Source organism: Modicisalibacter muralis, assembly GCF_900102945.1.
Taxonomy (GTDB): domain Bacteria; phylum Pseudomonadota; class Gammaproteobacteria; order Pseudomonadales; family Halomonadaceae; genus Modicisalibacter; species Modicisalibacter muralis.
This window is the reverse complement of sequence record NZ_FNGI01000013.1, coordinates 54,056-73,791: the sequence shown is the minus strand read 5'-3', so window position 1 is coordinate 73,791 and position 19,736 is coordinate 54,056. Positions and strand designations below refer to the sequence as shown.

General features: G+C 61.0%; 18 protein-coding genes. 3 read left to right on the top strand and 15 right to left on the bottom strand.

Translation table 11 applies throughout. From position 1 onward, the window contains the following. Nucleotides 1-71 precede the first annotated feature (71 nt). The 9 genes from tatC to BLR92_RS17740 all read right to left on the bottom strand — a co-directional run bounded on the left by tatC (nt 72) and on the right by BLR92_RS17740 (nt 6,214). Nucleotides 72-860 carry a twin-arginine translocase subunit TatC gene (tatC, locus tag BLR92_RS17780; protein ID WP_089730618.1) on the bottom strand — a complete coding sequence of 263 codons (789 nt, stop codon included), beginning with the start codon at nt 858-860 and terminating at the stop codon, nt 72-74. Next, entirely contained in the window at nt 857-1,369 is a 513-nt protein-coding gene (gene tatB, locus BLR92_RS17775) for a Sec-independent protein translocase protein TatB (RefSeq protein WP_089730617.1), read from the bottom strand. The genes tatC and tatB overlap by 4 nt, the downstream gene beginning before the upstream one ends. A 3-nt stretch (nt 1,370-1,372) precedes the next feature. Beyond that, the gene (gene tatA, locus BLR92_RS17770) at nt 1,373-1,642 is read right to left on the bottom strand and encodes a Sec-independent protein translocase subunit TatA (RefSeq protein WP_089730616.1); all 270 of its coding nucleotides are present in this window, start codon (nt 1,640-1,642) and stop codon (nt 1,373-1,375) included. Nucleotides 1,643-1,672: 30 nt separating this feature from the next. After that, on the bottom strand, nt 1,673-2,011 hold the full coding sequence (locus BLR92_RS17765; RefSeq protein ID WP_089730615.1) for a phosphoribosyl-ATP diphosphatase: 339 nt from the start codon (nt 2,009-2,011) through the stop codon (nt 1,673-1,675). 34 nt (nt 2,012-2,045) lie between these two features. Next, nucleotides 2,046-3,668: a ubiquinone biosynthesis regulatory protein kinase UbiB gene (gene ubiB, locus BLR92_RS17760; RefSeq protein WP_089730614.1), complete on the bottom strand. Its 1,623-nt coding sequence runs from the start codon at nt 3,666-3,668 to the stop codon at nt 2,046-2,048. Further along, nucleotides 3,665-4,309 carry a ubiquinone biosynthesis accessory factor UbiJ gene (locus tag BLR92_RS17755; protein WP_089730613.1) on the bottom strand — a complete coding sequence of 215 codons (645 nt, stop codon included), beginning with the start codon at nt 4,307-4,309 and terminating at the stop codon, nt 3,665-3,667. Before BLR92_RS17755 ends, ubiB begins: the two co-directional genes overlap by 4 nt. A 7-nt stretch (nt 4,310-4,316) precedes the next feature. Next, nucleotides 4,317-5,063, bottom strand: coding sequence for a bifunctional demethylmenaquinone methyltransferase/2-methoxy-6-polyprenyl-1,4-benzoquinol methylase UbiE (gene ubiE, locus BLR92_RS17750; RefSeq protein WP_089730612.1), 747 nt, complete (start codon nt 5,061-5,063; stop codon nt 4,317-4,319). An 82-nt stretch (nt 5,064-5,145) separates the two neighbouring features. Further along, entirely contained in the window at nt 5,146-5,529 is a 384-nt protein-coding gene (locus BLR92_RS17745) for a gamma-butyrobetaine hydroxylase family protein (protein ID WP_089730611.1), read from the bottom strand. Between the two features lie 40 nt (nt 5,530-5,569). Further along, the gene (locus BLR92_RS17740; RefSeq protein ID WP_089730610.1) at nt 5,570-6,214 is read right to left on the bottom strand and encodes a YecA/YgfB family protein; all 645 of its coding nucleotides are present in this window, start codon (nt 6,212-6,214) and stop codon (nt 5,570-5,572) included. Between the two features lie 59 nt (nt 6,215-6,273). Here BLR92_RS17740 and BLR92_RS17735 point away from each other — a divergent pair, with 59 nt between their 5' ends. From BLR92_RS17735 to BLR92_RS17725, 3 genes are all read left to right on the top strand, one after another. Beyond that, nucleotides 6,274-6,816, top strand: a complete 543-nt coding sequence (locus BLR92_RS17735) for a SprT family zinc-dependent metalloprotease (RefSeq protein WP_089730609.1) — start codon at nt 6,274-6,276, stop codon at nt 6,814-6,816. 142 nt (nt 6,817-6,958) lie between these two features. Then, nucleotides 6,959-8,908, top strand: a complete 1,950-nt coding sequence (gene acs, locus BLR92_RS17730) for an acetate--CoA ligase (RefSeq protein ID WP_089730608.1) — start codon at nt 6,959-6,961, stop codon at nt 8,906-8,908. A 233-nt stretch (nt 8,909-9,141) separates the two neighbouring features. After that, nucleotides 9,142-9,804 (top strand): response regulator, encoded by a 663-nt coding sequence (locus BLR92_RS17725; protein ID WP_089730607.1) that lies wholly within the window; start codon nt 9,142-9,144, stop codon nt 9,802-9,804. Nucleotides 9,805-9,869: 65 nt separating this feature from the next. On the opposite strand, the gene BLR92_RS17720 is transcribed toward BLR92_RS17725, so the two are convergent. The 6 genes from BLR92_RS17720 to BLR92_RS17695 all read right to left on the bottom strand — a co-directional run bounded on the left by BLR92_RS17720 (nt 9,870) and on the right by BLR92_RS17695 (nt 19,707). Beyond that, nucleotides 9,870-10,568: a hypothetical protein gene (locus BLR92_RS17720; protein WP_245704263.1), complete on the bottom strand. Its 699-nt coding sequence runs from the start codon at nt 10,566-10,568 to the stop codon at nt 9,870-9,872. Nucleotides 10,569-10,999: 431 nt separating this feature from the next. After that, on the bottom strand, nt 11,000-12,136 hold the full coding sequence (locus BLR92_RS20030) for a DUF6708 domain-containing protein (protein WP_245704262.1): 1,137 nt from the start codon (nt 12,134-12,136) through the stop codon (nt 11,000-11,002). Nucleotides 12,137-12,378: 242 nt separating this feature from the next. Continuing rightward, nucleotides 12,379-13,371: a hypothetical protein gene (locus BLR92_RS17710; protein ID WP_089730606.1), complete on the bottom strand. Its 993-nt coding sequence runs from the start codon at nt 13,369-13,371 to the stop codon at nt 12,379-12,381. Continuing rightward, a complete protein-coding gene (locus BLR92_RS20025; RefSeq protein WP_245704261.1) occupies nt 13,371-16,877 on the bottom strand; it encodes a toxin VasX in 3,507 nt (1,168 codons plus the stop codon). Before BLR92_RS20025 ends, BLR92_RS17710 begins: the two co-directional genes overlap by 1 nt. Beyond that, nucleotides 16,874-17,539 carry a DUF4123 domain-containing protein gene (locus tag BLR92_RS17700; RefSeq protein WP_175488844.1) on the bottom strand — a complete coding sequence of 222 codons (666 nt, stop codon included), beginning with the start codon at nt 17,537-17,539 and terminating at the stop codon, nt 16,874-16,876. Before BLR92_RS17700 ends, BLR92_RS20025 begins: the two co-directional genes overlap by 4 nt. After that, nucleotides 17,536-19,707 carry a type VI secretion system Vgr family protein gene (locus BLR92_RS17695; protein ID WP_089730604.1) on the bottom strand — a complete coding sequence of 724 codons (2,172 nt, stop codon included), beginning with the start codon at nt 19,705-19,707 and terminating at the stop codon, nt 17,536-17,538. The genes BLR92_RS17700 and BLR92_RS17695 overlap by 4 nt, the downstream gene beginning before the upstream one ends. Nucleotides 19,708-19,736 lie beyond the last annotated feature (29 nt).

Genomic DNA, 19,736 nt, shown 5'->3' with positions numbered 1-19,736 from the left:
AAGAAAAGAGCGGAAAGCAGAATCCTATCTTCCTTCTTCCTTCTTCCTTCTTCCTTCTTCCTTCTTCCGACCTACTCGTCGCGATCCTCATCCTCGGCTTTCCTGCGCTTTACCACGCGCCCGAACAGCAGGCCGATCTCATAGAGCAACCACATGGGTATCGCCAGCAGGCTTTGCGAGATCACATCGGGCGGCGTCAGCAGCATGCCAATCACGAAGCAGCCGAGCACGATGTAAGGGCGCTTCTTCGACAGACTCTCGACACTGGTGGCGCCGGTCCAGATCAGTAGAAAGGTCGCGATGGGGATTTCGAAGGCCACGCCGAAGGCGAAAAACAGCTTGAGCACGAAATTCAGGTACTGGCTGATATCGGTCATTACCGCGACATTTTCCGGCCCGGTATACACGAAGAACTCGAACAGCAGCGGAAACACCACGTAATAGGCGAAAGCGGCGCCGCCATAGAACAGCACGACGCTCGAGGCCAGTAGCGGCAGTGCGAGGGTCTTTTCGTTCTGGTACAGCCCCGGGGCGATAAAGGCCCACATCTGATGCAGTACGAAGGGCACGGCGATGAAGACTGCGACTACCATGGTCAGTTTGAAGGGCGCCAGAAAGGGCGAGGCGACTTCGGTGGCGATCATCTGAGAACCTTCGGGTAGCAGCGCCATCAGCGGCGTGGCGACGAAGGTATAGATATCGTTGGAAAAGGCATACAGCGCCAGAAAAATGATCAGAATGACGATAACCGCACGCATCAGCCGTGAGCGCAGTTCGATCAGATGCTCGATCAGCGGCGCCTGTGCCTGTTCGCCGTGCGGGGCCTGCTGATCGCCTCGCGGGGTTGGGCTATCGCTCATCGTGATGCGGAATCCTTATCGGCTGATGAGTCGCCGGCCCCGCTGGCGGAAGACGCATCGGCCCTGTCGGTACCGGAAGGGGCCTCGGCCGCATTCGAAACGACGTCGTTGGACGCGTTGTTCGAGTCGGCATCGGTGGCGGGCGTGGAGGGCTCGACCGGCTCATGTTCGGCTTGTTGAGTGGCACCAGGCTGGCCAGGATTCACATTGTCGGCTTTCTTCGGGCTGCTTTCGTCTTCCCGTGGCGCGGCTCCGGCGTAGCTCTCGACATCGCGCCGCGCCTTGTCGAGACCGGCATCGAGCTTCTTCTGCTGTTCGGCAAGCTTCTGACGCAATTCTTCGGCTTCCAACTGAGCGTTGATCTCACGCTGCATGCCGGAGACGCTGCGTTTGATCTTGCCGATCCACAATCCCGTGGTACGCGCGGCCTTGGGCAGTCGCTCGGGGCCCAGCACCAACAGGCCGACGATGCCAATCAGCATGAGTTCGAGAAAGCCGATGTCGAACATGGCTTATTTCCGTTCGTCCCGATGTTCGGCACGGTCCTCGGTGCGCTGCTCGGGCTTGACGTCGTAGGTGTCGCCCGGTTCTTCATGACTGACATGGCGCTGGTTGGCGTCGTCGTTTTTGTCCTTGTCATCGTCTTCGTGCATGGCCTTCTTGAAACCCTTGAGCGCGCCGCCCAGATCGCCACCGACGTTGCGCAGCTTCTTGGTGCCGAAGATCAGAATAATGATGCCGAGTACGATCAGCAGTTGCCAGATACTGATGCCACCTAACATGGAGTTTCTCCTCTTCGGGCCAGGCCCGGATTATTCAGAAGGGCGGGCGGCCTTTTCGTCCAACCCGGAAATACCGAAACGGCGTGCCAGTTCGTCGAGCACCGCCTGGTGATCGATACCCAGATGCGACAGCATCACCAGACTATGAAACCACAGGTCGGCGGTTTCGGCGACTACTGCCTGACGCTCAGGTTCATCGCCCTGGGCGGCATCCTTGGCGGCGAGCAGAGTTTCGGTTGCTTCCTCGCCAAGCTTCTCGAGAATCTTGTTGAGTCCCTTGTGGTGCAGCGACGCCACATAGGAGGCCTCGGGATCGGCGTGACGCCGTTGCTCGAGCACCGTGGCCAGTTGATCGAGGATATCGCTCATCGATGACGGTCCTGTGTAGGCAAATGGTATAAGGCTAACGCCAGGCGAGTAATAGGGTGCCGAGTGCGGCGGCGGCCAACACCGGCCAGGGTTGCAGCTGGGCCCATTGCCAGAGGGGCTGCCAGGCGAGCGCCATGGCCAGCAACAGGAGTCCCAGACGCAAGCGTCGACCGCTACCCACTACTCGGGTCAGGTGGCGGCGCATGCCGATCAGTGCATCGGCCTGGCGGCGGCGCTGACGCTGCTCGCTCTCCATCCGCGACAGGGCCTGGTGAGCGAGTACCGGCAATTCGGGGAGTTGCCGGCTGAGTTCCGGGGCCTGTTTGAGTAGCGACGTCCATAGCCCGCGCGGCCCGGCGCGCTCCTTCATCCAGCGTTCCAGAAAGGGTTTCGCCGTGCTCCATAGGTCCAGATCGGGGTAGAGCTGGCGGCCCAATCCCTCGATATTGAGCAGGGTCTTCTGCAAGAGTACCAATTGCGGCTGAACTTCCATATTGAAGCGCCGCGCGGTCTGGAATAGCCCCAACAGTACCTGACCGAAGGAAATGTCCTTCAACGGTTTTTCCAGAATCGGCTCGCAGACCGTGCGGATCGCGGCGGCGAACTCATTGGCGCGGGTGCCCTCGCCGACCCAGCCGGATTCGATGTGCAGCACCGCGACTTCGTAGTAGTCCTGATGGAAGAAGGCCAGCAGGTTGCGCGCCAGATAATCCTGATCCTCGCGGGTCAGGCTGCCGACGATGCCGCAATCGATGGCGATGTACTGGGGGTCCGATGGGTGATTGTACGAGACGAAGATATTGCCGGGATGCATGTCGGCATGAAAGAAATTATCGCGAAACACCTGCGTGAAGAAGATTTCCACGCCGCGCTCGGCGAGCTTGCGAAGGTCGGTGCCTTGCGCCTCGAGTGCCTGCATGTCGGCGACCGGCACGCCATGAATGCGCTCCTGAACCATTACCCGCCGGCGCGTCAGTGACCAATGAATGATCGGCACGTAGAGCAGCGGCGAATCCTTGAAATTGCGACGCAGCTGAGAAGTGTTGGCGGCTTCCTTGTGCAGGTCCAACTCGTCGAATAACGTCGCTTCGTAGTCGGCGACCACTTCCACTGGACGCAGGCGTCGCGCCTCGGGAATGCGCTTGAGGAAGTGCGCAAAGAAGTAGAGCAGGCCGATGTCCTGCTGCATTACCCGGTCGATGCCCGGACGAATCACCTTGACGACCACGTCTTCGCCGCTGTGCAGGCGTGCGGCATGAACCTGGGCAACCGAGGCCGAAGCCATGGGGTCGGTATCGAAGGCGGCGAAGGCGGTGTCGATCGGACACTCGAGTTCTTCCTCGATCAGCGCTCGCGCCTGGTCGCCGGGGAACGGTGGTACCTGATCCTGCAGACGCTTTAGCTCATCGGCGATATCGGGCGGCAGCAGGTCGCGGCGTGTCGAGAGCATCTGCCCGAACTTGACGAAGATCGGCCCGAGTGCCTCCAGCGCCAGACGCAGGCGCAGGCCGCGCGAATGATCGCCGGTGGGTACCAGGCGCAGCGGCGACAGGCGAAAGGCCAGGCGCAGCAACAGCGGCAGGCGTTCCAGGGGAATCAGCGTATCGAGGCGGTAACGGGTCACCACCCAGAAGATGCGCAGCAGGCGTAGATTCACGCTGCGGACTCCCGTCGTGCGTCGAGCCGATGTCGCAGGCGATCGAGACGGGCTTCGAGGCGGTCGGTGGCGATTTCCAATTCAGTGAGATGATCGCGCAGTGCCTCGCGCTGCCGATGACCGGCCAGCAGGCGTGCCTCTTCGAAGACGTAATCCTTGATGTCGACACGCAGCTCGCGCTGGCTGCGCAGGCCGAAGCGCACGCAATGGCGCAAGCCTTCGGACAGGCCATGGGCGGGAGTGTCGCCGAGCCACTCGGCGAGTTCGCCCTCCCAGTCCAGGTCGAGATCCATTAGCAGCGCGCGGGTTTGTTCGAGTAACTGGGTCTGGCCGCGGACCGACAGGCGACCGGAAAACATCAGTTTTTCCAACGACTCGCCAGCGAGCAGCGCCCCCAGCGCCGCGTTGTCGATTTCGACGATGGCGTCGGCATCGCTCTCCTCGGCTGGCGCGGCGCTGAGCAGGCTCAGGCCTTCGCGATAAAACACCACCAGCAGGTCGAGGCGCGGCCGCTCCAGGCGCAGCAGCAGGCGTTTGCCTGTCAGTCGACGCAGCCGGGCCGGCGCGGCCGGGTCACGGGCAAGCAAGGCATTCAGGGATTTCTCGGCGCAGGCCAGTAGCAGGGTCGGGGTCAGCGACATCGAATCCTCACAGCTTGATCCCGCGATGCAGGGCGACGATGCCACCGGTCATGTTGGTGTACTCCACGCGTTCCAGGCCGGCATTTTCCATCATCGCCTTGAGCGTTTCCTGGTCCGGATGCATGCGAATCGATTCGGCCAGATAGCGGTAGCTATCGGCGTCGTCGGCGACCCATTCGCCGATCTTCGGCAGCATGCTGAACGAATAGCTGTCGTAAGCCTTGGAAAGCAAGGCGTTGGGCGGCTTGGAGAACTCCAGTACCAGCAGCCGTCCGCCGGGTTTGAGCACGCGGGCCATCGAGGCCAGCGCGGCGTCCTTGTCGGTGACGTTACGCAGGCCGAAGGCGATGGTGATGCAATCGAAGCTGTTGTCGGGGAACGGCAGGCGTTCGGCGTTGGCCTGCACGTACTCGACGTTATCGCCGACGCCGCTGTCGAGCAGCTTGTCGCGGCCCACACGCAGCATCGATTGATTGATGTCGGCGAGCACCACGCGACCGGTAGGGCCGACCTGCCGCGAGAACTTGAGCGTCAGATCGCCGGTGCCGCCGGCGATATCGAGCACGCTGTGGCCGCGCCGCACGCCGGCGCGCTCGAGCGTCAGGCGTTTCCACAGCCGGTGAATGCCCAGCGACATCAGGTCGTTCATGATGTCGTAGCGAGCCGCCACCGAATGGAAGACGTCGGCCACCCGGGCGGCCTTTTCCTCGACCGGAACTTCCTGATAACCGAAGTGGGTCGTGCGCTTGTCCATGGTATTCCCTTGCTGTGGCCGGGTGTGAAGACGCGTGGGCGACATTGTAGCGCCGCCCAGCGGCATTTGTCTGCGCCGAGGCCTACAACTGCTTGAGCGGAATCCCCAATGCCTCGCGCGAGGCGCCGGCGTTATCGAGGCGCTCGAGATAATCGGCCCAGTTGGTCTCCTGATGCGTGGCCAGCTCGTACAGGTAATCCCAACTGAACAAGCCGCTATCGTGGCCGTCGTCGAAGTGCAGCTTGAGCGCGTAGCGCCCGGTCTGGGTGATGTTCAAAAGTCCGACATCCTTCTTGCCGACCTGCAGCACGGCGGTGTCGGGACCGTGGCCGCGTACCTCGGCGGAGGGCGAAAACACGCGCAGGTACTCGGCGCTGAGCCGATAGCTTTCGCCATTGGCATAATCCAGCTCGAGATCGCGGGCCTGCTTATGATAGTGAACACGAGTGGGAATCGGGGCGCTCATGGGAAACTCCTGAAAGCGAGCTAAGAGTGCATGGTTGCGGTTAGCGCTTCCTGCCACCGCGTCCTGCCGGTTGCTTCTTGCGTGGGCTGGGCTTGGGCGACTCCGGCGGCACGCGGTAATGCAGGTAGATATCCAGCACCAGCTCCGGGAGTTGCTGCACGAGGCGTTCGGCCTGAAGCGGGTCGCCGGCCAGTTCGGCCATGTCCGGCTCATCGTCGAACAGGCCCGACAACGCCATGAACGGCAGCAACAGGGTGGCGGCGCCTTCCTCGTCGCCCTCGAACCAGGCGCTCTCATCGAGGAACACGCCTTCCATGAAACCGGCGCACCAGTCGCCGATCGGGGTTTCCTCGGCGGCCAGTCCTTCGAGCTCCAGATCGAACGGCAACTCAGGCAACTGACCGTGCTCGAGGGCCTCGATGGCGTTGCGCTTGAGACGCTCCAGCAAGCCGAGGATATCGTCGCGCTCGGCGTCGTTGGCGAAGGTGGGCTCGCCGTGAAACAACTCACCGACCCAGGTCGACGCCGGAACATCGCGAGGCGCGACCGCCAACGCCACCAATAGACCGTGCGAGCCGATCAGGTCCAGCGCCTCGGCGTCGACCCGTTCGGAGTCGAGGAAGTCGTCGAGTCGATCCAGTTCGTCGTCGTCTAGCAGCGGTTGGGGATAGGGCGTCTCTTGCATGTCGCTTCCATGGAAAAGGGGCTGGACGATGGTGGCGTTGCTCGGCATTCTAGCATCCCATGAAGTCTCCGGCGCTCCCCACCCCCGATGTCGATCGATTGTTCGCGCTCGATCAAGCGGCACTGCATGCCCGCCTTCACCAGCGTGTCGATGACGCCTGGCAATTGGGTCGCAAGGTATACCCGGCGCTGCCGCGTCCCGGGACGTGGCTGGACCTGCGCGGCAAGTGCGCGGGCCAGGCGCATTTCGGGCGGGGCGGGTTACGTTTCAATCCCACCCTGCTGAGCGAGAATCGCCTGGCGTTCTTCGTCGATGTGGTGCCTCACGAAATGGCGCATTGGTTGGTCCACCATCTTGAGGAAGGGCACAGGGTCCGCCCTCATGGCCGCGAGTGGCGCAGCGTGATGCGCAACCTCTACGGCCTGGAGCCTCGCGCGACGCACCGCTTCGACACTCGCTCGGCGAGCCCGGCGCCCTATCGTTACCGTTGTGCATGCCGCGATCATCATTTCAGCCGGCGTCGTCATGCCCTGGCCTGCGCGGGTCAATCCTATGTTTGCCGACAATGCCGCCAACCCTTGGTCCATAGCAGCGTCTCATAGCGCTAATGTCTGTTTAAATTTCTGATTTAAAAGAAGAATGTCTCCTACCAACGTCTAATTGGGAAAGCTGCCCCGACTGGGTATATGCTGGGAAATACAATTCTTTCTCAGCGTACTCATTACGAGTGCAGGGAGCATCGATATGAGTGAACAGCACAAGGTCCACCCAGTGCGCGATGATTTCGCCGCCAACGCTTGGGCCGATAACGAAAAGTACCTGTCCCTGTACCAGCAGTCGGTGGACGATCCACAAGCCTTCTGGGCCGAGCAGGCCAAGCGCCTGGATTGGATCAAGGCGCCGAGCAAGATCAAGAACACCTCTTTCGCCTCGAACAATGTCGATATCCGCTGGTTCGAGGATGGCGAACTCAACGCCAGCGCCAACTGCCTTGATCGCCATCTGGAAAAGCGCGGCGACCAGCCGGCGATCGTCTGGGAGGGCGACGATCCCAGCCAGAGCAAGACGCTGAGCTATCGTGAGTTGCACGCGCGTACCTGCCAACTGGCCAACGCGCTCAAGGAACTCGGCATCGGCAAGGGCGATACCGTCACCTTGTACATGCCGATGATTCCCGAGGCGGCCATGGCGATGCTGGCTTGCGCGCGCATCGGCGCGATTCACTCGGTGGTATTCGGCGGCTTCTCGCCGGACGCTCTGGCGCAACGCATCGTCGACGCCCAGACCAAACTGGTGATCACCGCCGATGAGTCGGTGCGCGGTGGCAAGCAGGTACCACTCAAGAATAATGTCGATGCGGCGCTGACTCGCGATGGTACCGATGTTGCCGAGAAGGTGCTGGTCGTCAAGCGCACCGGCGGCGACATCGACTGGCACGACGGTCGCGACGTCTGGTTCCACGATCTGGTCGACAAGCAATCCAGCGACTGTTCGGTCGAGCCGATGAATGCCGAAGATCCGCTGTTCATTCTTTACACGTCGGGCTCCACCGGCGCGCCCAAGGGGCTCAAGCACACCACGGGCGGTTACTTGCTGCACTCCGCCATGACGCATCAATACGTCTTCGACTACAAGGATGGCGAGGTCTACTGGTGCAGCGCCGACGTCGGCTGGGTCACCGGCCACAGTTATATCGTCTATGGGCCGCTGGCCAATGGTGCGACCACGCTGATGTTCGAGGGCGTGCCGAGCTATCCGACGCATGGCCGCCTGGGCGAGGTCATCGACAAGCATAACGTGGCGATTCTCTACACCTCGCCGACTGCGGTGCGTGCGCTGATGGCCCACGGCGACCATGTGATGGATTCCAGCAAGCGCGACAGCCTGCGGCTGCTGGGTTCGGTGGGCGAGCCGATCAACCCCGAGGCTTGGGAGTGGTTCTATCGCGTGATCGGCAAATCCAATTGCCCGGTCGTCGATACTTGGTGGCAGACCGAGACCGGCGGCATCATGATCTCGCCGCTACCTGGCGCCATCGATCTCAAGCCGGGTTCCGCCACGCGACCGTTCTTCGGCATCAAGCCGGCGCTGGTCGACAACGAGGGCAATCTGCTCGAGGGCGCTGCCAGCGGCAACCTGGTGATGCTCGATTCCTGGCCGGGTCAGGCGCGCACGATCTGGAACAATCACGAGCGCTTCGTACAGACCTATTTCTCCACGTATGAAGGCATGTACTTCACCGGCGACGGTTGCCGCCGCGATGAAGACGGCTACTACTGGATCACCGGACGCGTCGACGACGTGATCAACGTTTCCGGGCACCGCATGGGCACCGCCGAGATCGAATCCTCGCTGGTGGCCCATGAAGCCGTGGCCGAGGCGGCGGTGGTCGGCTATCCGCACGATGTCAAAGGACAGGGTATCTATATCTACGTAACGGTGGGCGACGAGTACGAGCCCAGCGATGCGCTCAAGAAGGAACTCACCCAGTGCGTGCGCAAGGATATCGGGCCGTTTGCCTCGCCGGATATCATCCAGTGGGCGCCCAGCTTGCCGAAGACCCGCTCGGGCAAGATCATGCGCCGCATTCTGCGTAAGATTGCCGCCAACGAGACCGAAGGGCTCGGCGATACCAGTACCCTTGCCGATCCCAGCGTGGTCGAGGACTTGATCGAGAACCGCGCTAATCGCTAATTCAACATACCTTTTCTACCGGGCCCGCTACTGCCACCAGGCAGGCGGGCTCCGGTTCATATCGATTTCATTGAAGTCGACTTGCGAGAATATTAGCGTTCCTGGCCTCCGCACTGCATGAACCTTGGGAATCCCGCTTGGCATGGGGTAACATGCTGTACGAAAGGCGAACCAGACTAGCATTGCGGTAGACAGTGCAACTGTTCGCTGCAGGAGGATCCGGAGGAGACTCAATGGCTTTTGCCCAGAAATTCATCGTTGCCGACGACCATCCGTTGTTTCGCGCCGCGCTGACCCAGGCGCTGCGTCAAGTGGCGCCGCAGGCCGAGATCGTCGAGGCCGACACCATGGATGCCACCAATCAGATGGTGATGCGGCATCCCGACGCGGATCTCATCCTGCTCGACTTGCACATGCCCGGCGCTCACGGTTTTTCGGGGCTGATCCAATTGCGTGGCCAGACGCCGGACATTCCAGTGGCAGTGGTGTCAGGCAGCGACGAACCCCACGTGGTACGCCGCGCCATCGATTACGGCGCCTCCGGCTTCATTCCCAAATCATCGTCGCTAACGATGATCGCCGAAGCCGTCGGCGAGATACTCAATGGCGAAGTATGGCTACCCGCGGAGCTCGCCGAAGCGCTCGGCGAGTCCGACGAGGATGAAACACGCTTCGCCGAAGCCATCGCCTCACTGACGCCGCAGCAATTCCGCGTGCTCAACATGTTGACCGAAGGGCTGCTCAACAAGCAGATCGCCTTCGAGCTCAATGTCTCCGAAGCCACCATCAAGGCGCATGTCACCGCGATCCTGCGCAAGCTGGGCGTGCACTCGCGCACCCAGGCGGTAATTGCTGCGCAGAAGCTCGAGGTAGAGCCGCCAAAGGTTGAGTCTTGAGCTTACATCGCTAGCCTATGGCTTGAACGAAAAACCCACGACGAGCTCGTGGGTTTTTTGCTGACTCAAGCCGTCAATCCTTCCTTGCGGTACACCTCGGCGAATAGCTGCTCGATGGGGCGGTTAGGGTGTTGCTTGTGTAGTCGCGTCACTTCGACGGATAGCCGCTCGAGCGCCGGGCTGGGTTGGGCCCATTGTTCCCTGGGCAATGGCTGCGACCAGGCCTGCATCGCCTCGGGTAGCCGCTTAGGCCCAGCCTTCTTGAGGCGGCGGGTTTCCCACTCGGCCAGGTAGCCGGGCAGGTTCCAACCTTCGATGATATCGATCAGATACCAGCACAGCGTAAAGAGCCAGCCGACCTCGCCGTTACGCCGGCGCTGGTTGATATCCTTGCGGGCATTGCGCAGGGTGTGCAGGCCCTCATAGGGTGGGTCGTCGGGGCCGCGCAACCCTTCCGGGTCCTGAATGTCGCGCAGCGAGTCCACCTCGTACTCCATATAGGCGCGAATCGCTTCCCAACTGCCCATCGCCAGCGGCACGGCCGGCGCCATGAACTCCAGAGTCAGCCACTTTTCGGTCTGTGGATGGGCGTAGCCCAGCCCCAGGCCATATTGCTGCATCATGCCATACTCGGTGACGCCGCGTGCCTCCACCACCCAGGCCATCAGCGACTCCCAGGGCACGAAGACCGGCGCCTCGTGACCCCGTGGCCCCTCCGGCACGAAACACACTTCACGGCGCTGACGATTGAAACGCACGGGCATGCTTTTTTTTCTTTTTTGATGCGCATGTAAAACAACCGACAACGAGATTAGCAAACCAGCCCCGCAGCCCCATAAAGCGAGGGTAATACCCATCTTAAAGTGAATTACAAACTCTCCGATAAAGGGGTAGGCCTCGTTATAGGTTACGGTTGCTATAATTAGCGGAAAAATAAACGCCACAAGTAAAAAAACACCAAACACCACGCCGAAGATCAACTGCCAGCCAAATACCGTGGGCCAGCCGGTGCCATAATCCAGCCAGGTGTCGTTGAGCTCGCCGACGGCCTTGAGGTAATCCACCTTCGGGTAGCCGGTGGGCAGCGGCAAGGGGGCTAGGTAAGTGACCCGTCCACCCGCCATGCGTTCGGTGTTACCGGCGCGGTGGGGTTGGTTGAAGCCCGGCCTGGGTAGGTTGCTGGCGGTTTTCTGACTCAAGCCGTCAACCCTTCCTTGCGGTACACCTCGGCGAATAGCTGCTCGATGGGGCGGTTGGGGTGTTGCTTGTGCAATCGATTCACCTCGGCGGATAGGCGCTTGAGTGCCGGGCTGGGCTGAGCCCATTGTTCCCTGGGCAATGGCTGCGACCAGGCTTGCATTTCCGGTGGGAGCCGCTTGGGCCCGGCCTTCTTGAGGCGGCGGGTTTCCCACTCGGCCAGATAGCCGGGCAAATTCCAACATTCGATGATATCGAACAGATACCAGCACAGCGTATAGAGCCAGCCCACCTCGCCGTTACGGTAGCGCCGGTTAATATCCTTGCGGGCATTGCGCAGGGTGTGCAGGCCCTCGTAGGGCGGGTCGTCGGGGCCGCGCAACCCTTCCGGGTCCTGAATATCGCGCAGCGAGTCCACCTCGTATTCCATATAGGCGCGAATCGCTTCCCAACTGCCAATCGCCAGCGGCACGGCCGGCGACATAAACTCCAGGGTCAGCCATTTTTCGGTCTGAGGGTGGGCATAGCCCAGCCCCAGGCCATATTGCTGGGTCACGCCATATCCGGTGACGCCACGTGCCTCCACCACCCAGGCCATCAGCGACTCCCAGGGCACGAAGACCGGTGCCTCGTGACCTCGTGGCCCTTCCGGCACAAAACACACCTCACGACGCTGGCGGTTGAAACGCACGGGCATGCTTTTTTTTCTTTTTTGATGAGCATGGAAAACAGCCGACAACGAGATCAGCAAGCCAGCCGCCCCACCTAAAATGGCAAACGGCATGGTGATATCTAAGTAAATCGAAAGCTCCTCCGTAAACGGATAAGCTTCGCTATAAGTCATAGCCGCAGCCAGTAGCGGAAAAATAAACGCAACAAGTAAAAAAACACCAAACACCACGCCGAAGATCAACTGCCAGCCAAATACCGTGGGCCAGCCGGTGCCATAGTCCAGCCAGGTATCGTTGAGTTCGCCGGTAGCCTTGAGAAAATCCACCTTCGGGTAGCCGGTGGGCAGCGGCAAGGGGGCTAGGTAAGTGACCCGCCCTCCCGCCATGCGTTCGGTGTCACCGGCGCGGTGGGGTTGGTCGAGGGCCGGTTTGGGTAATTCTCCGGCGGCTTTTTTGCGACTCATTTATCCATCCTTCCTCTATTACCAAACCTCGATAGTCAAGCGGTGCCAGTCGCTAGGCACGCCTTTAGGTTCGACGTCGCTCGGTGTTGCAGATCTCGATGGGCCTGTATTCTATTCTGCATGTCGGCCCTATAGCCGCCCACGCTACCGCTAAATCGGATCTCAAATCACCTGCTAATACCGATGATTGAGGCGCGTCTATAACGGCGATTCAGGGTCAAGCGACAAGCTCTATCCAACCATCAACGTCGAATGTTCTTCAGATATTTCTCGCGCTGAATTTTGTTGACGTTTTGCTCACTCATGTCGCGCCAGTAGCGCGGGTTTCGCTTCCTGCGCTTGTCAGAGGCTGCCGTGGTAGGGTCCTTATGGCGATGGATCTCCAGCCCGGGAACATCCGGCAGTGGCTGGGAGACATCCATATAGCGTTGCAGGAATTGCCAGGCGGCGACCAGCTCGCCCTCCATCTTGGTCGGCGGAAACTGAGCGTCGAGCTTTTGTTTAATGCGTTGCTGGGGATGATACAGAAACAGCGAATAGGTCGAACTACCCTGAGAATCCGGAGAGCTTTGCAGAAAGGCATCGAACTCGTGAAATGGCGCTTGCAAGCGTTGCTTCCAGGCGCGCCTTTTCTTGTAGAAGGTAAGCATGCCGGTTTGGCGATTGGCCTGCCAAAGGGGACCTTTTCGCACACCCATGAAAATATCTGGACGTTTTTTGTTAAGTAGCTCCCCTGATTTCCAAAGGAATAAGCAGATAAAAAAAACCGGACCCAAAAAAAAGAAAAGGTAAATCATTGCGTCTTTATAATCTGAGAGCGTTGGATCTCCAAAAACCACGTACAAAGGAAGTAATACGGAAAAGGCAAAATATCCAAATGCTGACATGTAAGTCAGTCCTTTTGATATTCCCGTTGTCATAAAAAAAAATGTTGCCAATGCTTTGTAATTTGGCGGCATGATAACCTGATAGTCGTAACGTGCCTTCAGCTCTTTGTAAATCTCTTTTCCTTCCAGACTTTTTCCCGAGCGTCTTTTCTCTTCCTGTTGAGAAATTTCGATATGGCTGTAGTCATATTCTTCTTCCGGACCGGTATCCTGGGTCTTGCGATCCCAGGACAGCTGCGAGCCAAATAGCTTGTCCCGCTTGGGGTTTTCTGATTCCCACTCGTGGCGCTTCTCGGGCGTGTAGGCCGTTGCGGCGTAATAGCTGTCGAAGGTTTCATTAACCGACATCAGAGCGTTTCCTTGATCCAGTAGTCGCCCATGGCGTTGTCGATGCTGAGTATTTCGGTCATGTCATCGGGTATGGCCACCAACGGCTTGGGTGCCGGAAAAATTCGCCGGCTGGTGCGCAGCGGCGGCTGGGTGACTTCGTGAAATTGTAACTGAAGTTGCCAGCGATAGCCTTCTGTTACCAGGGCCAACCCAGTGCTAACCACTGGGTCCGCGACTCGCGGGGTATGCACGAAATAGGTCAGCCGGTGCGGTGCGATCTGGGTCAATAACGGCTGTACGCGGGTCGATGACAAGGTGTCCGGTTGCGGATACATGCGTGGCAGCGTGGTATTCCGGTAGTGCTCGCGGGTCAGCACGAGCCTATCTTTGAGCTCGACGCCCATGCCGGGCAGGGCGCTGCGCACCTCGATGGCCGTATCGATGTCTTGGAGGCTTCCATGCTGTTGCCAGCGTTCACCAATGGGGTAAGACGTTGAATCATGGCTGTTGCCCAGCCCTGCCAGCAGGGCGCGCTGCTCGATGGGCGACATCCTGCGTCGCGTCACTCGGATATTGGCGAACAGCCCTTGCAGGCGATAGTAGGCGATTTTGGGGTCCTGCAACCAGGGCGCATCGTCTTTCTGGTTGCCGAACGGGCCGTGCTTGAGCCAGGCCTCGAAGGGCCCATCGGTGAGCAGGGTGCCGGCGATACTACCCCCGAGCAGCAGGGCCAGGCCGATCCAGCCCAGCGGTCCGATCATCAGCATCACCGCGCCGACGGCGGCCAGCGCATAGGCAATGCCGGCATCGGTATCGCCCTCGTCGAAGCGGCCCAGTGCCTCCCAGGCCATGGTGATCGCCAGCAGAATGCCGGAAGCTTTGGTGGCCAGCCAGTTGATCCGAATTAGTTGGGGAAAACGACGTGCTAACCAGTTAGTTCCTTGATTACGAATAACCACCTTCTGACTGATCTGGCTGACGCGAATAATTGGCCGGGGGGCTTGATGGCGCTTGGCGATATACTCGCTGATATTCAGCGTGGCCAGGCCAAGATCGGTCATTGCGGAAACGGCATATAAGGCTGTTTTAGCGCTCTTTTTCGTTTTGAGGAAGGCCGATCCACAGACTGCCAAATTCATCGCTTCGACGACCACCAGAATATACGGCAACTTGGTGATTCCGGCGGCGCGTTCGGCCATCCCGATGCGTGTTCTACCCCGGCGTACCAGCTCAGCGGCCCGGGAGTCGGCGTCGGCGAAGATGAAGCGCATCTCGCGGGCTTCGCCGATCTCGCTCATCGAGTTCAGCCGGCGACGGTTGGTGGCGCCCAGCAAGGTGCCATCCGCAGTGCGATAGACGTTGCCATAAAATTGCCGACGGTGATTGGCCATGTATTCCCGCTCGGCCTTGTCGAGCCCGAAGGTCAGCCCCGAGGCGACGTCCTCGACACCCAGCAGCACCTTGTTGCCCAAGTCGACATCGGCAAGCGGCTGAAAGGTCAGATCGCCGATCAGTGTATGCAAGGCCGCGCGCGAGGCATTGAACGAGGGCAGGTAAATACGTGCGGCCATCACCGTACGTTGGTTTTCGTCGGCGATTTGGCCGAGCAGGTTCTTGCCGCTTTCGGCGAACTTGGCGAACACAATGTCGATGGTGCCCGTCCAGCCCTTTAGCTGGCTGGTCGTGCTGCTGCGGGCCATGGCTGCCAGCAGCGAGGCTTCCAGGGTATGTAGTTCGTCCTTCTCGGGGGCTTGATCGCGCTGGCCTTGCTCGGCCAGGGCCAAGGACCTGAACACACCGCTGCCGTCGTTGATTTCGGTTTCGGGCAGCACGAAGGGTTGCTCGACGCGATAGGCGGCGCTATCAGGAAAGCACATCGCGTGTAACGGCTCATCGCTGCCGTCTTCGAGCAGCGCCTGAAGGGTGCGCGCCGCCGTCGCTGATTGGGTATCGCCGAACTGGCTGGCGATATCGCGATCGAGCAGGGTATCCGCGCGTTGGCGATCGAGGCTCAGCGCGGTGAAGAGTTGCTGGGCGATGGCGAAGCCGCTGAGGTAATCGCCGCCTTCCAGGCTGAAATAGTCGGCCAGCGCGCGCTGATAGGCAGCATCGCTCAGGTAATCGGCGAGCCGAGTTTGATGGGTCTCCCAGAGGCTATGCGCGTTATAGCGAGACAGCGTGGCGATGGCGGTATGGAAGGTGCCACCGTGGTAACTCAGCACCTCGTCGTCGGCGAACTCGTGCAGCGGATTGTCCTGCCCGGCGATCCGCTCGGGAATGATACGCTTTTGCACCAGCAGGGCGCTCTGGTAATGCGGGTGTCGGGCGCAGCGTTCGAGGAGTAGCGACAGATAATGCTGGGCTTGCTGGGTCTGCATCTGGGCGTGGCGCAGCGCGAACATCGCGTCGTCGATCACCAGTCCGGGAATGCCGCGCCGGCGCGCATCGCTGAAGACATCCTCGCTCGATGGTGCCTCTTCCCAGGGCAGTGGGTCGTCCTGTTCGCTGTCCTGCTGGACGATCTTTTCCAGGGCCAGCGCACACAATCCGGCCTCGAGTGCCAATGCCGGATTGGGTCGCTCCCAGGCATCCATTGCTTCGGTGCCGCCGGCATCGAGTGTTTGCTGGGCGCTTTTGGCTTCGGCAAAGCGCGTAGCCACAGCCTGGCCGAGTAGGTCCTCGGTCCACAGCTCTGGCTCGGCGAGCTGCCATTCGATATCCGGGCAGCGCCCACGCTGGGCGATCAGCCTATCGGGGGCAACCAGCCGCCCGCTGGTGATGGCCTGCGATGGACGCTGCAGCGACACGGCTTGAAAGCGCCGGCTGATGCCGGCGGGATGGGTATTCAGGTAATTGAGGCGTGGGGCCGACCACTGAACTTCGGAAAAGGCGACCCTCACCGCCGTGGACAGCCAGCCGAGGTTCTGGCGTGCGGGCAGCCAGATTTCCGAGAGCGACTTGCCGATGCCGGGGCGTTGGTTGTCGGTATACTCGGAGGCGCTATCGCGGTGCCGGGCAAGATCGATATCGCGGAATTGCCATTGGCCTTGCTGCGATAGGGTTATCTCGATTTCTCGCCATACGGCACCCTGATAATAAACGTACAGATAACCGGGGCGTATGGGCAGTGCCCGAGCGCGCTCGGATTGTAGTGATTGCCAGAATGCCAGCGGCATGACCGGCTGCACCACATGATGCTGCCAGGTTACGCGCTGTGGGTGTTCCTGCCAGGGTGTCTCGCCGACGCGCTCGAACAGCGAAACGCGAATCGGCGCATCGCCGTCGCTGGCGATTTCCAGCCACACATTGCGCTCGGGCTGGTCCTTCCATGGCCAGCCATGGATACGACTCAACGGCGTCGGCAGATCCTCTTCTTCTACCTTGTCGGCCAGCGCCTGTTGCACCTGTTGATCGGTAATATCGTAGAAGACGAAGCGGTGCCCGTCGGGATGCGCCTTGCCCATGACCTGGATGTAGAGCTTGGGCGGCTCACACGCCTTGTGTTGGCTGAGTTCCTGGCTCATGTGAGACTCCCTTCTCTGTGGTAGTGGTAGTGGGTCGTTCGCTCGGTTGCCTGGCTGGTCCGAATATGCTGCTCCAAGGCATTCTCCTGACCGTTGGATAACGTGATCGGCCGAGACGACTCGTCGCTAGCTATCGCCTGGGTATCCGTATCATCGCGCAGGGCATGCCATTGTGGCTGCTCGTCGAGGCGTTGAGTTGTCGTGCCAAACCAGACCCACTGATCGAGTGGTCCCAGCCACTGGCGATGGGGCTTGGAGTCCGGCGCGAACAGGCACGCCGCGATAGCCGGGTAGTAATAACGCAGCATGGCTCGACGATTGCCATAGAAGCGCACTTCCAGACAACGCCGCAGGTGCGCTAATACCGCATCGTGAGGATGATGACTCGAGACGACGATGCCCGAAAAATCACCCTGTCGTGGGTCGTTTTCGAAAGCCTGGCGTATTTCACGAGCGACGGTGTCGAGTCGTAGCACTAGCGGGCTGCGCTTCAACAGGCCGGCGTAGGGTGTGTGTAGAAACAGCCACTCGTAATCGGGTGCCGGCGATAGTGAGTAAAGCGCCGGCAACGTTTGGCCGGTCTCTTCGAGAATCAACCAGTGACTTTGCTCGTCATCGTCTCCCAGCAGCTCCACCAGGGACTTTGCGCTGATGGCTGTCATGACGAGGCGCCATTCCCGCATGGGCAATCGGTTAGTGGGCAACTGCCGTCCTGTCTCATCTGGCAACGTTCGACCAACGGAATGTCATTCGCCATCGCCTGATCGAGCCGCTTGCCAAACGTCGGCTCCATGGTCACATCCTCGCTGACTTCGGGCGCCACATGTCCCGGCAATAGCGGCTCGCGTGCGTTCTGGCCACTGCCGGAGCCCGGGCTGCCACCGGAGTTGATCTTGACGCTGGGGCCGACCAGGCTGATGCCGCTGGGGTCGAGCTTGACGAAGCTGCCGCCGGCCTTGAGGGTGATTTCGGCGCCAGCCTCGACGATGATCTTCATGCCGGCCTTGTGGTGAATTTCCTGGCCCGCCTCGACGAGCTGTCCGCGACCGATCTTCTCATGGCGGGTTTGGCCGACGATCAGGTTGTCGTCGCCGTCGATCTTCTCGCGCCGCTCGCCGTGTACCCTGAGATGTTCGTCGCGGTCGAGCTCGCTGATGCGGTCGCGTTTGACGGCCAGGTGACTATCGCGGCGGATCTCTTCCGTGCGATCGTTGCGGGTCAGCAGTTCCAGGTCCTTCTGGGCGTGCAGCCAGATCTGTTCGCGGTCGTGCTGGTCCTCGAAGCGCAGTTCGTTGAAGCCCTCGCCCTGGTGGGTCTGGGTACGAATCACGGTGCGTGTCTTGTGTTCGGGCAGTGCATACGGCGGGGTATTCACCGCGTGATAGGTGCGCCCGGTGATCAGCGGCTGGTCGGGGTCGCCTTCCAGAAACGAGACGATCACCTCATGACCGATGCGCGGGATCGCCATGGCGCCGTAGCCACCCCCGGCCCAGCCCTGGGAGACACGCAGCCAGGCGCTGCTGGTGTCATCGCCTTGGGCATAGCGATCCCACGGAAACAGCACCTTGACCCGGCCGTGTGCGTCGCAGTGGATCTCCTCGCCGTCGGGCCCGACCACCACGGCGACCTGCGGGCCGTCGACGCGGGGGTGGGGGTTGGGCTTGGGGCGCCAGGCCTGGTCGGCGGGGATCAGCGTCAGTGTATTGCCATAGCGGGTCATGGCTTCTAAGCCTGTCCGCCCCTGCAGGCTATCGCCCACGGCGTCTTCTTCCAGCGCCTGGGGCTGGCTGCCTTCATGCACCACCGTGACCGTCTGCCAGTCGCGATTGAGCGCGGTGTTGTCGTGCCCGGTGAGGCTGAAGCGCGCCCCGGGCAGCAGTTCGGGCAGGTCGCTTTGGGCCGTCACGCTAAGGGCGTCACTTCTCAGATGCTCGAGGCGGGCCTGGGTGAAGGCGCGGCCCGAGGCATCAGCCTTGTATCGCCCGGGATAGTCGTAGTGTTCATAATGTTGGGGAGAGCCGGGGTGCTGGGCGTGGGCGTCGAGCCCCTCGGCCGGGTGTTCGTGTAGCTGGGCCTGATGTAACTGTGAATAGCCCGGCTGCTTGAAGGAGTAGTCCTTGAGCGTCACCGAGGCGGGGCCCACCCGCGCGGTCTGGCGCAGGCGGCGGATATGTCGTAGCGGCGCCGTGCCCCCGGCGCGGCCGTGATAGGGCTTGGCGCCGAGGCCGGCAAAGGCCCGTGGATCGTCGGCGAACACCAGGCGCTGAGTGCCCGTATCGTTCTCGTCAGCGGCTTCACCCACCGGCGCGACGCGCTCGTGAAAGTAGCACCAGCCTTCCTCGGCGGCGAGGCGCTCGATAAAGGCCAGGTCGGTCTCGCGGTACTGCACGCAATACTCGCGCTCGGCCGGCTCGCGGCTGAGCGCGAACGCCACCTCGCGGATGCCGCGCTCGGCGAGCAGGGTATTGATGATGGTCTGTGGCGAGACGCGCTGGAAGATGCGTGAGTTGTGCCTGAGCGACAGCCGCCACAGCGCCGGGCGCACGAGGATCGAGTAATGCGTGCGGCGATGGCCGCGATCGCCTTGGGCGAACTCGGCGACGATGCCGTGAAAGCGGCGCAGCGCCACGCCGTCCTGCCACACCGTCAGGTCCACCTCGTGGTCGAGCCAGTCGTTTGGCGCCAGGTCGTGGCGGCGGCTGGCGAAGGCCACGCGCAGCTCGAACGGCGCCGACAGGCTCTCCGTGCCCTCGAAATCGACCACCGCCAGGTCGTCCGCGTCGTCGTTGGCGGGCGTTAGCGTGAACTGAAGACCGGTTATATTGGCCATGCTACGACTCCCTGATTGCTGACCTTGTC